Here is a 15,842-nt window from a genome sequence, read left to right on the forward strand (position 1 = left end):
GGGAGTGCCTCTCAGCCGAGCCGCGGCTTGATCTGGTCGATGAAGATGTCCTGCCGCTGCGCCTGGTTCAGGTGGCAGGCGGCAGCGTGCCCGGTGGCCGGGGACAGCGGCGGGCGCTCCGAGGTGCAGCCACCGCCGATCACCTTCTCGCGGAAGTCGCAGCGCGGGTTGAACGGGCAGCCCGACGGCAGGTTGATCAGGCTCGGCGGGGTGCCGCGGACCGGCTTCAGCGGGATGTTGACGTCACCGGTCAGGCTCGGCATCGAGGACAGCAGGCCCCAGGTGTACGGGTGCTGGGGGGCCTTCAGCACCTCGCGGACGGTGCCGCGCTCCACGGCCCGGCCCGCGTACATCACCATGATGTCCTGCGCGGTCCGGGCGACCACGCCCAGGTCGTGGGTGATCAGGATGATCGCGGTGCCCATCTCCTGCTGGAGGTCCTTGAGCAGGTCGAGGATCTGGGCCTGCACGGTGACGTCCAGCGCCGTGGTCGGCTCGTCCGCGATGACCAGCTTGGGGTCGCAGACCAGCGACATGGCGATCATCGCGCGCTGGCGCATGCCGCCGGAGAACTGGTGCGGGTAGTCGTCGACCCGGCTGGTGGGCTGCGGGATGCCGACCCGGGTCAGCATCTCGATCGCCCGGTCCCGGGCCTCCTTCTTGGAGGCGCCGGTGTGCTTGCGGAAGGTCTCGCCGATCTGCTTGCCGATGGTGTGGAACGGCGACAGCGCGGTCAGCGGGTCCTGGAAGATCATCGACATCTTCTTGCCGCGGAGCTTCTCCAGCTCCCTGTTCGGCGCGCCGACGAGCTCCTGGCCGTCCAGCTTGATCGAACCGGAGATCTCGGTCCGGTCCGGGTTGTGCAGGCCCAGCACGGCCAGGTTGGTCACCGACTTGCCAGAGCCGGACTCGCCGACGATGCCGAGCGTGGAGCCCGGGGCGACGTCGAAGGAGAGGTTGTCCACGGCCCGGACCACGCCGTCCTCGGTGCTGAAGCGGACCGAGAGGTCGCGGACTGAGAGGAACGGCGTGCCGCCGCTGCCGGCGGACACCTCCTCGGGCTTGGCCTGGGTGGTCATGGACTGGGCTCCTCGGTGCGGTACGTGAGGTCGGGACTGCTGGTCGGCCGGGGTGTGGCCGTCAGGCCAGGCGGATGCGCGGGTCGATCAGGGCGTAGGCGGCGTCGACGATGATGTTGAAGAAGACGATCAGTGTGGCGGCCACCACGGTGACGCCGACCAGCAGCGACAGGTCGGAGTCGATGAAGGACTGGATCGCCAGCTGGCCGAGGCCGTGCAGGCTGAACGTCGTCTCGGTGATGATGGCACCGCCGAGCAGCACGCCCAGGTCGATGCCGAAGACGGTGACGATGGTGCCCATCGCGCCGCGCCAGGCGTAGCGCATGAAGACCGAGCTGCCGGACATGCCCTTGGCCCGGGCGGTCCGCACGTAGTCCTCGGACAGCTGCTCGACCATCGAGGAACGGGTCATGCGGGTGTAGTTGGCGGTCCAGATCAGCGAGAGCACGATCCACGGCACCAGCAGGCCGCCGGCCCAGCCGATCGGGTCCTTGGTGAACGGGATGTAGGTCGGCAGGTCCAGCAGGTCGGTGCTGTAGCACAGCGCCCAGAGCGCGAGCGGGCCGGCCACGTAGATCTGCATCGAGGAGGCCAGCAGCGACAGCGAGCTGGCGATCTTGTCGGCGGCCTTGCCCTGCTTGTGGGCGGCCAGCATGCCGGTGCCGATGCCGAAGATCAGGAAGATCACGGCGGAGCCGACGGTCAGCGACAGGGTGGTCGGGAAGCGGTCCGCGAGGATGCCGCCGACCAGTTCCTTCTTGTCGAAGGAGTAGCCGAAGCACGGGGCGCCGCAGTGCACGCCGTTGAAGGTGCCACCGCTGAAGATGGTGCTCAGCCAGTTCCAGTACTGGACCGGCCAGGACTTGTCGAAGCCCATCTCGTGCCTGATCAGGGCGAGGTTCTCGGGCGAGCAGGTCTTGCCGCAGTAGAGCCGGGCCGGGTCCGCCGGGATCGCGAAGAACAGCGCATACGTGACCATCGAGACGATCAACAGGATGACGAGAGCGCCGAGGGTTCGGCGGACGAGGAATCGGAGCATCGGACGGGCTCTCCTGATCGGGGCGGGACACCAGCAGATCGTGCCGGTGCCCCGCCGTGAGCTACTGCTCGGTGACGACTACTACTTGACGTAGATGTTGAGCGGGGACTGCAGACCGGCCAGGGTGTCGAACTTGACGCCGCCGAGGCCCGAGCCGTACAGGCTCAGCGAGCGCTGGTAGACGTCCGGGATCGAGACGGCCTTGTCCTGCAGCTTCTTGTCGATCGCGGCCCACGCCTTGCCCTGCTCGACCGGGTCGGCGATCTTCACCGCGGCGTCGATCGCCGAGTTGATCTCCGGGTCGTTCAGGTGGGCGTAGTTGGAGGCACCGTCGGCGATGGCACGGCCGTCCCAGACCGGCTGCAGCGAGGTGTAACCGGTCGGCCAGTCGGCGCCCCAGCCGCCCCAGTACAGGTCGTACTCGTTGTTGACCTGGCCGATGGCGTCGTAGTAGGTCTTCGCGTCCAGCGGCTTCGGGACGAACTTGAAGCCCGCCTTCTCCAGCGCGTCGCGGATCGCCTCGGTGACCTTCTGCTGGACCGGGGTGTTGTTGTACGCGTAGACGATGGTGGTGCCCACCGCGTTCGCCTCGGTCAGCAGCTGCTTGGCGGCGTCCGGGTCGCCCTGCGGCTTCTTGAGGATGCCGTAGGCGTCGTAGGACTCGTAGCCCAGGACGGTCGGGCTCATGTACGAGGTGGCGTAGTCACCGTAGGAGGTGCCGCCCTGCAGCTGGCGGGTCTGCTGGTGCGGGAACGCCTTGACCAGCGCCTCGCGGACCTTCTGGTCCTTGATGCGGGTGTTGTTGATGTAGTAGTAGTCCACGTACGGGGTCAGGCCCTCGAGGGTACGGGACTTGAGCTTCTCGTCGGCCTTGACCTGGTCGATGTAGGTGGTGTGGACCTGGTTGTGGAACGAGAAGGTGTTCTTGTCGTCGCCGTTGTCCGCCATGAAGCGCTCGGTGGACTGCTGCGCCTGGACGCCGAAGCTCATGTGCCACTTGTCCGGGTAGGCGTTCCGGATCGGGTCGGTGGCCGGGTCCCAGTTGGGGTTGCGCTCCAGGTCCAGCGAGCGGTCGGTGACGTGCTCGGTGATCTGGTACGGGCCCGAGGAGAACGGCTTCTTGTCGTACTCCTCCTTGGTGTCGTGGTCCTTCGGCACGATGCCGTAACCGGTCATCGCCAGGGTGAAGTTGGCGTCGGTGTGGGCCTCGGGGAAGGTGATGACCACGGTCTTGTCGTCCGGGGTCTGGACGGCGTCCAGGTGCTTGCCGCCGAAGGGGCCCTCGTAGGCGCTGCGGTAGTCGGCACCCGAGATCCAGGTCTGGACGTAGGTCGGGCCGGACTTGATGAACGAGGCGTAGGTGCGCTCGATCGAGTACTTGACGTCGGCCGAGGTGATCGGCGAGCCGTCCTGCCACTTCACGCCGTCCTTCAGCGTGAACTTCCAGGTCTTGCCGCCGTCGGTGGTGGTGCCGGTGTCGGTGGCGAGGTCACCGACCAGCTTCTGGGTGCCGTCGGGGGCGGTCTTGTAGCCCGTCAGCTGACGGGTGAAGAGCAGCGAGACCTCGGCGTTGTAGTTCATGTAGATCTGGGCCGGGTCGAGGTGCGAGAAGTCGTCGCGGTCGATCATGTTGACCGTGCCGCCCTTCTTCGCACCCGGCTCCGCGACGGCCGGGCCCTTCGAGTCCTCGGCGGTGCCGACCGAGATCGAGGTGGCCTTGACCGGGGCCTTGGAGGCGCCGGCGCCGCCCTTGCTGCCGTCGCTGTTGCTGTGGCCGCTGGAGCACGCCGTGGTGACGGCCAGGGCCCCGGCCACGAGAATGGCGGCCGCGAGCCGCGTCTTGCGAGAGCTCATCTTCATCCTGCCTGGGATAGGTGTGCGGAAATCATCGTGGGTGTGCCCGGGGCCTGGCTTTCCGGTCCCCCCGGAGTCTTGAGGGCCTGTCAGCGGTTGGTCTTCGGGTCGAACGCGTCCCGGACGGAGTCGCCGAGCAGGTTGAAGGCCAGAACGAACACCACCATGGCGAGGCCCGGGAAGAGCAGGAAGGTGACGTCGGTCCGGAGGTAGTTGGCGGCGTCGGCGATCATGCGGCCCCAGTCCGGGGTCGGCTCGGAGACGCCCACGCCGAGGTAGGACAGGCCCGCCTCGGCGGTGACGAAGGCCGGCAGCGCGAGGGTGGACTGCACCAGGATCGGGGTCCACAGGTTGGGCAGGATCTCCTTGAAGATGATCCGCATCGGGGAGGCGCCGGTGACCTTGGCGGCCTCGATGAACTCGCGCTCGCGCAGCGACAGCGACACGCCGCGCAGGATGCGGGCCAGACCCATCCAGCCGAGCAGCGAGAGCACCAGGGTGACCGCGACGAACGGCAGCCAGCCGGGGTTCTTCTCGTTCGGGCTGACCAGCAGGCTGGTGACCACGGGCATGGTCGCGATCAGGAAGATCTGCGACGGGAACGACATCAGGACGTCGATGACCCGGCCGATGAGGTAGTCGGTCTTGCCGCCGAGGTAGCCGGCCGCGATGCCGAGCGCGACACCGATCACGGTGGTCAGCAGCGAGGTGGCGACCGCGATGACCAGCGAGGTGCGGATGCCGTAGATCAGCAGGGTCAGCACGTCGCGGCCGAGGCCCGGCTCCAGGCCGAACCAGAAGTCGCCGCTCATGCCGCCGTTGGGCCCGGTGGGCAGGCCCGAGTCGGTCAGCAGGCTGACGTCCTCCTGGCCGTAGTGGGTCTCCGGGTTCTTGCCGTAGAGCATGGAGATGAGCGGGGCGAGGATCGCCACCGCGACGAAGAACAGCACCACGCACGCGCTCACCACGCCGGTGCGGTCGCGGAGGAAGCGGCGCCACATCAGCTGGCCGGGGGAGAGGCCGCGGAAGCCCGGATCGCCGGGCGCGTCGGTCGTGGCGTTGTCCGCGAGGTCCGACGTCGACCCGGGACGGGAGGTGTTCCCGTCCGTCGTGGCCCCAGTAGGCGTCGTCATGGTGCTAAAGCTCCCGACCGTGGTCCGTGCAGAAGCAAGGAGTAAGAACTTGGATGAATGGACTCTTGCAAGTCGTTTATCGAACGTCAAGAGTTCCCCAGTTGTCGGCGGCCCATTTCCTCCTTCGTGCTGGAATGTCAACCACTTCGTAGTTCTCGGACTCTTGACATCGGTCCAGCGAGACGGTCAAAACCGGACAAGCCGGGTCAAGTGGTGTTCACATGTCCGTAACGATGCACCGTCAGCTCCGCTATCAGGACGGCCGGTTCGGGAGGGCGGTGAGATGACGCGCGTAGAGCAGATGTCCGTTTTGGTGCTATTCACCGCAATTGGTGGGCGCAATTGAGTGTCCGATAATCGGACACCGGTGTTTTCGGGCGTGCGGGGGCGAATTCATGGGTAGTGGTCCCCCAATTCGGGCGGCGCGCGGGGCGCCGCCCGACTGGCATTTTCTCGCCATTGGCGAGACCTCGCCGCGGCGTTACCGCCGCGGTTGTTACTTCACGAAGCCGATGTTCTCGTACACGACATCGCCGAGCCCGGCGGCACCGATGTTGGCGAGTTCCTTGCGCACCCCGTAGATGGCCGGGCGCTGGTACAGCGGGACGAGCCCGGCGACCTGCCAGGCCTCCGTGTCGGCGCGGTTGAGCGCGGCGGTCTCCTCGTCGACGGTGTCGGCCTTGGCGGCGTCCGCCATCGCCTTGTCCAGCGCCTTGCTGCCGACCTGGGCCCAGTTGGAGCCGGAGTCCTGCTGGAAGGTGCTGATCGAGTTGGAGACCGGGAAGGGCGTGCCCAACAGGGAGAAGGAGGTCAGGTCGAAGTCGTGCTTGTAGACGTAGCCGTCGAAGTACTCGCCGGCCGGCACGGTCTTGACCTGGACGGTCACCCCGACCGCGGCGAGCATCCGGGTGACCTCCTCGCTCTCGTTCTGCGCCAGGTTGTTCGCGGCCGGCGCCACGTAGCGCAGCACCAGCTCCTTGCCGTCCTTGCTGCGGACGCCGTTCGGGCCCGGCTTCCAGCCCAGCGCGTCCAGCGAGGCCTTCGCGGCGTTCGGGTCGAAGCGGCTCAGGCCGTTCGAGTTGTCCTGGTAGCCGTGCTGGGAGGGCACCAGGAAGTGGTTGTTCATCGGCACGTACGGCCAGTCCAGGCCGGCCAGGTCGGTGCGGGTGATCTCGGCCCGGTCGATCGCCTGGATCAGCGCCTGCCGCAGCCGGGCGTCCTCCAGCAGCGGGCTCCTGCCGTTGAGCACCAGGTGCCGCAGGTTGGGGCCGCCGGCCTTGCGGACCTCACCGCCCGCGGTGGACCGGATCAGCCGGTAGCCCTCGGTGTTGGGGCCGTTGTTGTAGAAGTCGACCTCGCCCTTGGCGAAGGCCTGCGGCATCGCGCCGGTGTCGTACGCCTTGAAGACGATCCGGTCCAGCAGCGGCTTGTCGCCCCACCAGCCCGGGTCGGCGACCACGGTGACGGTGCGCGCCCCGGCGTCCAGCGACTCCAGCTTGAAGGGGCCCGCGGTGACCGGGACGCGGTTCCTGAAGGAGGTGTTGAACAGCTCGGGGGAGGAGACGTACTTCGCGGGCAGCAGCGGGGCGTTGCCGGCGTTGTTGAACATCGCCTGCCACTCCGAGTACGGCTCCTTGAAGGTCATCACGGCCTGGAAGTCGTCCTGGCCGCGGACCACGCTCTCCACCTGGTCGAAGCCGTTGGTGGTGGCGGTCTTGTAGCCCGGGTCCTGCCCGTTCAGCGCCTGCCAGTTGGCCTGCAGGTCGCGCCAGGTGATCGGGGTGCCGTCGGACCAGTGGGCCTTCGGGTTGAGCGTCCACACCACGACCTGCCTGCCCTGCTGCTGCTCGCTCCTCGCGTCGAGCAGGAAGGCCGGGTTGGGGGTCTGCACGCCGCCCGCGTCGGAGCGCCAGAAGGTCGGCAGCAGCGACTTGACCACGTCGTTGGTGGACGCCTCGGAGCCGTCCGCCTGGACCGGGTTCCACTGGGTGGAGTACTGGTCGATCGCCCAGACCAGGGTGCCGCCCTGGCGCAGGGCGTCGCGCGGCCGGGCGTTCATCTCCTGCTGGGTCATCCGCGGCGCGTCCCCGCCGCCCGCCGCTGCCGCCGCCCGGGCCGGGCCGCCGTCGGCGGAGCCCGCGGTGGAGCTGCAGGAGCACAGCGCGATGGACAGCGCCGCCACCGTGGCGGTCAGCGGGAGCGGGAGGAAGCGGGGTCTCGGCACGCGGCACATCTTGCGTACCGGTGAACCGACTTGTCGACCGGCGGCGGATCAAGGATTGGTAACACGACGTGGCCGCGCGGTTGCGGCGTCCGTTTCGTCCCGTTCCGCGACGCCAGTGGCGAGGATTCGCCAGAGGGCCGGGGCGCCCGCTCAGCGCCCCGGCCCGGCCGACGGGTTGACGGGACGTCAGCCCGGGATCCGGACCGTGCGGTCCTTGCCGGTCCTGGTGACGCCCTGGCCGATCGCGTCGGCCACGTCCTGGGTGGTGATCAGCACCTGCTGGCCGTTCTTGGTGGTCTTCACCTTGTCGAAGACGGTGCCCACCGCGAGCGCCAGCTGGTTCATGTCCCACTTCAGCACCACGGTGCCGGTCGCGTCCGGCGCCAGCACCAGCGCCTTGGCGGCCGTGTTGCGGCCGAAGGCGAACTGGTGGGTGCCCGAGACCACCGTGACGTTGCCCGCCAGCACCTGCTTGCCCAGCCCGTCGGCGGCGGCCTGCAGCACGTCCTGGCCGACCTTCGGCTGGGCGTCGGCGACCGGCAGCGCCACCTCGGCGTCCGCCTTGCCGGCCGCCCGGCCGCGGTACGCCTGCTCGACCAGGCCGACGGCGGCCGCCGAGTCCAGCGCCTTGCCGCCGGTGCCCGGCACCACCTCGGGGCCCGCGTCGGTGAACCGGACGTAGCCCTCCTGCAGGCTCTGCCCGGACTTGGCGGCCAGGTCGTCCAGCGCCGCCTTCAGCTTCGCCCGGTCGACCCGCACCTGCGGCTCGACGGCCTTGGTGCTGCCGGCCAGCGAACCCAGCACCTCGACCGGGTCGTAGCTGTGCCGGGTCAGCCCGTCCACCGTCGCCGTGGTGTCGAAGCTCAGACCGGCGCTCGCCGGGTCCAGGGTGACCGACTGGTCGCCGATCTTCAGCCGGAGCGGCTGCTGCCCGACCTTGGCCACCGCGCCGTCCAGCGCCTTCACCGCCTGGTCGCGGGAGTCGCCGCCGATGTCGGTGCCCAGCACCGTGGTGCCCTTCGGGATGTCCGACTGGTTCATCATCAGGCCCGCGCCGTACGCCGCCGCACCGAGGAACAGCACGCCGCCGAGGCCGGTCACCACCAGCTTCTTGCCGCGGCCGCCCTTCTTCTTGGCCGCACCCGCGGACGGAGCGGCGGGCGCGGGCGCAGCCGGGGCCGCGGGCTTCGGCTCCCCGGCCGGCGGCTGGGCGGCCGGGGCCTGCTCGCGCTTGGGCGCGGCCGCCCGCGGACCGCCCGGGAACGGCTGCGCGGCGGGCAGGTCGGCGAACCGGCCGCCGCCGTCGCCACCGGCGGCCGGACGGGGCTTGGGGGCCTCGGCGAACGGGTCGGAGGCCGGGCCGGCGGCCGGGGCGGCGAACGGGTCCGCGAACGGGTCGTCCGCGGAGCCCGGGGCCTTCAGGAACAGCTGGGTGGTCGGCGGGTCGGCGAAGAGCTGGGTGGTCGGCGGGTCCGATATGTCGGCGCCCGGGGGCGGCTCCTCGCCGGTGATCGGATCGAAGCCGCCGATCTGGGTGTCCTCCGGCTCCCCGGCGGAGCCCTGCGGGGCGGCCGCGAAGGGGCCCTGCGGGGATGCCGCGAACGGGTCCTGCGGGGCGGCGAAGGGGTCGTCGGCCGCGGCGGAGGACTGGGGCCGGGCGAACGGGTCCTGCGGGGACGCCGCGAAGGGGTCCTGCGGGGCGGCCGCGAGCGGGTCCGCCGCGAACGGGTCGCGCCCTGCCGCGGCGGGGCGCTCGTCCTGGCGCGGCAGCGGGTGGCCGCCGGTGCGGGAGGACGCCGCCGGGTCGGCCGGGGCGAACGGCGAGGCGGGGGCGCCGGACGGGCGCGGGGCGGCCTGCGGGGCGCCCGCGGAGGGCTGTCGGGCGGCCTGTCCGGGCCGGGCCGGGGTCGCCGGGGCCGCGGGGGCGGCGGCGGCCGGTGCGGGCTCCGGGCGGCCCTTCTGGCGCGGCTTGAACCACTCGCCGGTGGACTCCGACTCGGAGGTCTTCGCGCCCGACCGGGGCGCGGCCGACTCCTGCCACTCCGGCGGCAGGTTCGGCGGGGTCGCGGTGCGGCCCCTGGCGTCCATCACGCCGAGCACCGGGTCCCCGGCGCCGCCGCGGTGGCGCGGGCCGGACGGCTCCGCGGGCTTCTCGTCCTTGACCTTGCTCTGCACCACGACCGGCGGGATCGGCCGCGAACCGGGGATGTTGATCCGCACCCGGGTGGTCAGCGTGGTCTCCGTCGTCTTCGGCGCCTCGGCCTCGTCGGGTCGCGCACCTGGCGCGGGCCGTCCGGCGGCAGGGTCCGCGCCGATCCCACCGGGCACGCCGGTGCCGTACGGCGGGGTGCCCGACGGGTACGCGTCGGGGGCGCCGCGGCGGGGCTGCGGGTGGGCGTTGTCAGATTCGCGGCTGCTCAATGCTGCTCTGCTCCGGGTTCGCGGCCGGGCCGGCCGGGCCGTCCGCTGCGTATGGGGCGGGTGACCGCCGGACGACGGCGTGCGGCGTGCGGCGGGGCGACCTGCCCCGGGGACTCAGCTGTTCACGTGTCGGCTGCGGCGAGCGCCCCCGCCACGCGAGTGGTGCCGAAGCTACCCTCCGGCCCGGCCGGGCCGGACAGGGGGGTGGCCCGCCGGGGCACCACCTTACCGACAAGGCATCCGGGCCGTCGGACGACCGGTGGATCCCGTTGGTCCGGATCGCCCCGCTATGCGCTAGCGGTCGCCGTCCCTGACGGCCCGTCGGGGCTCCGGCGCCGGTGCGCCGAACAGGAACCCGGAGCGGGTCGGCAGGGTCGCGCAGACCACCCCGAGCAACGCGCCGCCGAACAGGTACAGGTACGCGGACGCCGTCGCGGAGAGCACCAGGTCACCCTCCGGCCGGGGCGCCAGCAGCACCGCCAGCACCAGGAACCAGCCGCCCAGCGCGCACCCCGCGCCAAGCTTGGTGCCGGTCGCCCGCAGCCCCCCGTAGAAGAGCCCGCCGCAGGCCGCCAGCGCCAGCAGCACGCCGAAGCCGCCCCACAGGGTCTGCACGAAAGCTCCGCACACCGACACCGCGGCGCCGAGCAGGAACAGCACGACGTACGCGGCGATCCGCAGGCCGCGCGACGGCACCGGCTCGGCCAGGCGCTGCGCGCGGGTGCCGAGCAGGGCGTGCGGGACGTCCAGGGGCTTCACCGCTCCACCCCCGCGAACAGGTCGGTCTCCGGGCCGCCGGGGCCGAGCGCGCCGCGCACCAGCTCGTAGTACTCGGTGGCCAGCAGCGGCTGCCCGAGGCCGTTGCTGAGCGCGAAGTGGCGGCCGGAGCCGTCCACGGTGATCTGGGTGGCGTGCGCCCGCATCGCGGCGGCCTTCGCCGCGGCGTGCGCGGCGTTGTCCAGGACGGTGGTGACCAGCCGGTCGTCCACCACGCCGGGGACCTGGTCGACCGGCGCGGTGCCCCCGAACGGCGCCTCGGCGGCCGTCCCGGCGAGCGCGGCCTCGATCACCGAGCGGGGCATCCGGTTGTAGTAGACCTTGGCGATCCGCCAGGGCTCGCCCAGCTCCGGGCGGAACGCCGGGTCGGCGGCCAGCTCGTGGCCGCGCATCGCCACCCGGTGCGCCTGGATGTGGTCGGGGTGGCCGTAGCCGCCCCTCTCGTCGTACGTCACCAGCACCTGCGGCCGGACCTCGCGGATCACCTCCGCCAGCAGGCCGGCCGCCTCGTCCACGTCCGCCCGCCAGAAGCAGGTCGGGTCGTCGTTGTCCGCGACGCCCATCATCCCGGAGTCCCGCCAGCGGCCCGGGCCGCCCAGGAAGCGGTGGTCGGTGACGCCCAACTCGCGCATCGCGGCGGCGAGTTCGCCGATCCGGTGCTTGCCCAGGGTGTTGTCGCGGTCCTGCGCCAGGTGTGCCAGCTCCGGCGGGATCACCTCACCGCCCTCGCCCAGCGTGCAGGTCACCAGCGTGACCCGGACGCCCTCGGCCGCGTACCGGGCCATGGTCGAGCCGTTGTTGATCGACTCGTCGTCGGGGTGGGCGTGCACCAGCAGCAGCCCGCGCGCGTCGGCCGGGGGTACGGAGGTCATGCCCGGCAGCTTAACGGCCCGCCCAGGGGGGACGCCCCGGGCAGGCCGGACGCGCTCGGCGGCCGCTAGAGGTTGATCCCGTTGAGCATCCCGGCCAGGTTGGCCGTCACCTGCTGGATCGACGGTGCGATCGAGCTGCCCGCCAGGTAGAAGCCGAGCAGCGCGCACACCAGCGCGTGGCTCAGTTTCAGGTTCGACCGGCGGACCAGGACCACGACCACGACCAGCATCAGCAGGACGGCGGAGACGGACAAAGCCATGACGGCTCACACCCTTTCTCGGGTGCGCCGCCCCGGGGACGGGGCGGCGGGCGGAACGATGGTCAACTGATACCCGAACAGTGACACCCGGATGACGTTCCGTAACCCGGCCCGGGGTGTCGCGCACCCCCGCGCCGCCCGCTCCGTCCCCGGTCAGCGGCCCTCCGAACGGCCGTACGCCGCCGTTCGGGTGAGCTGCGCCGTCCGGGTGATCACCGGGGCCCGTGGCCGTAGGGTCGGGCCATGACGACCGAGAAGCCGCACGACACCTTCCCCCGGCAGTACGCCCGCACCGGGCGGTTCACCGCGGGCGCGCCCCGCTCGTTCAGCGTCTCCCCGGACGGCGCGCGGGTGCTGTTCCTGCGCTCCCGCGGCGAGGGGAGCCCGGCCAACCTGCTCTGGCGCCTCGACGTGGCCACCGGCGCCGAGAGCGTGCTCGCCGACCCCGGGGCGCTGCTCGACGGCGGCGCGGAGGAGCTGTCCGACGCCGAGCGGGCCCGCCGCGAGCGCAGCCGGGAGACCTCCGCCGGGATCGTCGGCTACGCCCTGGACGCGGCCGCCCGCACCGCCGCCTTCGCGCTCTCCGGGCGGCTGTTCACGGTCGACACCGCCAGCGGCGCGGCCCGCGAGCTGCCCGCCGCCACCCCGCTGCTGGACCCGCGGCCCAGCCCCGACGGCCGCCACGTCGCCTACGCCACCCCCGGCGGCGAACTGCGGGTGAGCGCCGCCGACGGCAGCGGCGACCGGCTGCTGGCCGGGCCGGAGGCGGACGGGATCAGCTGGGGGCAGGCCGAGTTCATCGCCCAGGAGGAGATGGGCCGCGACCGCGGCTACTGGTGGGCCCCCGACGGGAGCGCGCTGCTGGCCGCCCGGGTCGACGACACCCCGGTGCGCCGCTGGTGGATCGCCGACCCGGCCAACCCCGGCCGCCCGCCGGTCGAGGTCGCCTACCCGGCGGCCGGGACGCCCAACGCCGAGGTCGGGCTCTGGCTGCTCGGCCTGGACGGGACGCGCACCGAGATCCGCTGGGACCGGGCGGCGTACCCGTACCTGGCCCGGGTGCACTGGTCGGCGGGCGGGCCGCCGCTGCTCCAGGTGCAGGCCCGCGACCAGCGCGAACAGCTGGTCCTGGAGGCCGACCCCGCCACCGGCGCCACCACCGTGCTGGTCACCGAGCGGGACGCGGACTGGCTGGAGCTGTTCGGCGGCGTGCCGGTGCGCCGGGCCGACGGGCAGCTGGTGCGGATCACCGACCGGGACGGCGTGCGGGTGCTCACCGTCGGCGAGAAGGCGCTCACCGACGCCGGGCTGCACGTCCGTTCGGTGCTCGGCACCGACGGCGAGACGGTGCTGTTCACCGCCTCGGCCGGGGCCGCCGAGTTCGAGCGCCGCCCGCCCGGCTGGCTGGGCGTCTTCGAGGCCGGACCGGACGGCGTGCGGGAGGTCGGCGACGGCGCGCTCGGCGCGGTGCGCGGCGCGGGCACCACGGTGCTGACCACCGCCGACCCGATGCGCCCCGGCACCACCGTCACCGTGCACCGCGAGGGCGCCGAGCCGCTGGTCGTCGCCTCGCACGCGGCCACCCCGCTGATCACCGCCCGCCCGGTGTTCCGGTTCGCCGGCGAGCGGCGGATCCCCTGCGCGGTGCTGCTGCCCACCGGCTACGACCCCGACGTCGACGGCGAACTGCCCGTCCTGATGGACCCGTACGGCGGCCCGCACGGGCAGCGGGTGGTGCAGGCGCACAACCCGCACCTGGTCTCGCAGTGGTTCGCCGACCAGGGCTTCGCGGTGATCGTCGCCGACGGGCGCGGCACCCCCGGGCACAGCCCCGGCTGGGAGAAGTCGATCAACCGGCGCACCGCCGAGGTCTCCGTCCAGGACCAGGTCGACGCGCTGCACGCGCTCGCCGAGCAGTTCCCGCTCGACCTGGCCCGGGTCGCGATCCGCGGCTGGTCGTACGGCGGCTACCTGGCCGCCGCCGCGGTGCTCCGCGCACCGGAGGTCTTCCACGCCGCGGTGGCCGGCGCGCCCGTCACCGAGCACGACCTGTACGACACCCACTACACCGAGCGCTACTACGGCGACCCGAACGCCGAGCCCGAGGTCTACCGGGCCAACTCGCTGGTGGAGATGGCCCCTTCGCTGCGCCGGCCGTTGATGGTCGTGCACGGCCTCGCCGACGACAACGTGGTGGTCGCGCACAGCCTGCGGCTGTCCACCGCGCTGCTCGCCGCCGGGCGCCCGCACACCGTGCTGCCGCTGTCCGGGGTGACCCACATGACCCCGCAGGAGCAGGTCGCGGAGAACCTGCTGCTGCTCCAGGTCCGCTTCCTGAAGGAGTCGCTCGGCCTGCTGTGACGGCCGGTCACCGCTCGGGCCGTGACATCCGTCATGCGGAGGTCACGACGGCGGGCACTGCCGCGGACACCCCCGTTCCGAGGAGCCTTGAGGAGTCGGAGAGAACGGCTCTCGAAGGGACTTGGTGCAGATGACGACGGGAACGGGGGAGGTCGCGGCCTTCCGGAACGTCAGCAAGAGCTACGGCCGGGTGAAGGCGGTGAACGGCCTCGACCTGGTGCTGCGACCGGGCGAGACGGTCGCCCTGCTCGGCCCGAACGGCGCGGGCAAGTCCAGCAGCCTCGACCTGCTGCTGGGCCTGCGCGAGCCCGACAGCGGCACCGTCGAGCTGTTCGGCGGCAGCCCGCGGGCCGCGATCACGGCCGGCCGGGTCGGCGCGATGCTGCAGAGCGGCGGCCTGATGAGCGACGTCAAGGTCCGCGAGATCGTCGAACTGGCCTGCAGGGTCCACCCCCGCGGCCACGGCGTCGACCGGGTGCTGGCCACCGCCGGGATCACCGAGCTCGCCGACCGCCGGGTCGACAAGCTCTCCGGCGGCCAGGAGCAGCGCGTCCGCTTCGCCCTCGCGGTGGCCGGGGCCAACGACCTGATCGTCCTGGACGAGCCCACCACCGGCATGGACGTCTCGGTCCGCCGCCAGTTCTGGGAGGCCATGCGCGCCCAGGCCGATGCCGGGCGCACCGTGCTGTTCGCCACCCACTACCTGGAGGAGGCCGACTCGGTCGCCGACCGCGTCCTCGTCCTGCACAAGGGCCGACTGATCGCCGACGGCTCCTCCGCCGAGATCAAGGCCCGGGCCGGCGCCCGCCGGATCGGCTTCGAGCTCCACCCCGCCGACGGCGCCGCCTCCGGCCCCGACTTCGACGAGGCGGTGCTGCGCGCCCTGCCCGGCACCGTCGGGCTCGACGTCAGCACCCGCGCCGACGGCGTGCGCACCGTCCGGATCCGCTCCGCCGACGCCGACGCGGGCGTCGCCGCGCTCTACGCGGCGGGCTACTACCCGCGCGGGCTGGAGGTCACCAGCCTCGGCCTGGAGCAGGCCTTCCTGACCATCACCGGCGAGCAGGACCGCACCGAGAGCGAAGAGGAGTACGTCCGATGACCACCCTGGTCCGGCTGGAGATCCTGCGCACCCTGCGCAACAAGCGGTACCTGATGTTCACCGTGCTCTACCCCGCCCTGCTGTACGTCTTCTTCATCAGCGCCTACGGCAACGGCGGCACGGTGGCGAACGGGGTCGCCGCCAAGTCGTACTTCATGGTCTCGATGGCCACCTTCGGCGCGGTCGGCGCCGTGCTGACCGGCTCCGCGCAGCGCATCTCGCTGGAGCGCAAGAGCGGCTGGACCCGCCAACTGCGGCTCACCGCCCTGCCCGGACGCGCCTACACCCTCGGCAAGATCGCCGCCTGCGCGGTCACCACGCTGCCCGCGATCGCCGTGGTCTTCGCGATCGGCGCGATCGAGGGCGTCGACCTCCCGGCCGTCCAGTGGCTCGGCCTGGCCGCCGCCCTGTGGCTCGGCAGCTTCGTCTTCGCCGCGCTCGGCGTCGCCCTCGGCTACGCCGCCGAACCGGACGCCGTCCAGCCCGTGGTGATGATCGTCTACATGCTGATGGCGCTGTTCGGCGGCACCTGGTTCCCGGTCAGCGACTCGCTGAGGACCTACGCCCGGTTCAACCCGGTCTACGACTACAACCAGCTGGCCTCGTTCGTCCACGGCGGGGGCGTCGCGGGCTTCCCGATCGCCGCGCTGGCCGCCTTCCTGGTGCTCTTCACCGCCGCCGCGGCCCACCTGTACCGCAAGGACGCGCGACGGGCATGAT

Annotated in this window: 12 protein-coding genes; 3 read left to right on the top strand and 9 right to left on the bottom strand. The window is 72.0% G+C overall.

What is annotated here, in order from left to right; translation table 11 throughout:
* Positions 1-11: 11 nt before the first annotated feature.
* From QSK52_RS06365 to QSK52_RS06405, 9 genes are all read right to left on the bottom strand, one after another.
* A complete protein-coding gene (locus QSK52_RS06365; RefSeq protein WP_285734548.1) occupies positions 12-1,079 on the bottom strand; it encodes an ABC transporter ATP-binding protein in 1,068 nt (355 codons plus the stop codon).
* Positions 1,080-1,140: 61 nt separating this feature from the next.
* Positions 1,141-2,118, bottom strand: a complete 978-nt coding sequence (locus tag QSK52_RS06370) for an ABC transporter permease (protein WP_285734550.1) — start codon at positions 2,116-2,118, stop codon at positions 1,141-1,143.
* Positions 2,119-2,199: 81 nt separating this feature from the next.
* The gene (locus QSK52_RS06375; protein ID WP_285734552.1) at positions 2,200-3,972 is read right to left on the bottom strand and encodes an ABC transporter substrate-binding protein; all 1,773 of its coding nucleotides are present in this window, start codon (positions 3,970-3,972) and stop codon (positions 2,200-2,202) included.
* An 89-nt stretch (positions 3,973-4,061) separates the two neighbouring features.
* Complete coding sequence (locus QSK52_RS06380) at positions 4,062-5,105, bottom strand: ABC transporter permease (protein ID WP_285734554.1); 1,044 nt, start codon at positions 5,103-5,105, stop codon at positions 4,062-4,064.
* A 496-nt stretch (positions 5,106-5,601) separates the two neighbouring features.
* The gene (locus QSK52_RS06385; protein WP_285734556.1) at positions 5,602-7,329 is read right to left on the bottom strand and encodes an ABC transporter family substrate-binding protein; all 1,728 of its coding nucleotides are present in this window, start codon (positions 7,327-7,329) and stop codon (positions 5,602-5,604) included.
* Between the two features lie 186 nt (positions 7,330-7,515).
* Complete coding sequence (locus tag QSK52_RS06390) at positions 7,516-9,750, bottom strand: peptidoglycan binding domain-containing protein (protein ID WP_285734558.1); 2,235 nt, start codon at positions 9,748-9,750, stop codon at positions 7,516-7,518.
* A 294-nt stretch (positions 9,751-10,044) separates the two neighbouring features.
* On the bottom strand, positions 10,045-10,509 hold the full coding sequence (locus QSK52_RS06395; protein WP_285734560.1) for a DUF6113 family protein: 465 nt from the start codon (positions 10,507-10,509) through the stop codon (positions 10,045-10,047).
* Positions 10,506-11,399: an N-acetyl-1-D-myo-inositol-2-amino-2-deoxy-alpha-D-glucopyranoside deacetylase gene (gene mshB, locus QSK52_RS06400; protein WP_285734562.1), complete on the bottom strand. Its 894-nt coding sequence runs from the start codon at positions 11,397-11,399 to the stop codon at positions 10,506-10,508. The genes QSK52_RS06395 and mshB overlap by 4 nt, the downstream gene beginning before the upstream one ends.
* A gap of 65 nt (positions 11,400-11,464) precedes the next feature.
* Positions 11,465-11,659 (bottom strand): DUF2304 family protein, encoded by a 195-nt coding sequence (locus QSK52_RS06405; RefSeq protein WP_285734564.1) that lies wholly within the window; start codon positions 11,657-11,659, stop codon positions 11,465-11,467.
* A 243-nt stretch (positions 11,660-11,902) separates the two neighbouring features.
* Here QSK52_RS06405 and QSK52_RS06410 point away from each other — a divergent pair, with 243 nt between their 5' ends.
* The 3 genes from QSK52_RS06410 to QSK52_RS06420 all read left to right on the top strand — a co-directional run bounded on the left by QSK52_RS06410 (position 11,903) and on the right by QSK52_RS06420 (position 15,841).
* A complete protein-coding gene (locus QSK52_RS06410; protein ID WP_285734566.1) occupies positions 11,903-14,020 on the top strand; it encodes a S9 family peptidase in 2,118 nt (705 codons plus the stop codon).
* Positions 14,021-14,150: 130 nt separating this feature from the next.
* A complete protein-coding gene (locus QSK52_RS06415; protein WP_285734569.1) occupies positions 14,151-15,122 on the top strand; it encodes an ABC transporter ATP-binding protein in 972 nt (323 codons plus the stop codon).
* Positions 15,119-15,841: an ABC transporter permease gene (locus QSK52_RS06420; RefSeq protein WP_285734570.1), complete on the top strand. Its 723-nt coding sequence runs from the start codon at positions 15,119-15,121 to the stop codon at positions 15,839-15,841. Before QSK52_RS06415 ends, QSK52_RS06420 begins: the two co-directional genes overlap by 4 nt.
* Position 15,842: the final 1 nt, after the last annotated feature.

Origin of the sequence: Kitasatospora phosalacinea, assembly GCF_030268885.1 — a bacterium.
Taxonomy (GTDB): domain Bacteria; phylum Actinomycetota; class Actinomycetes; order Streptomycetales; family Streptomycetaceae; genus Kitasatospora; species Kitasatospora phosalacinea_C.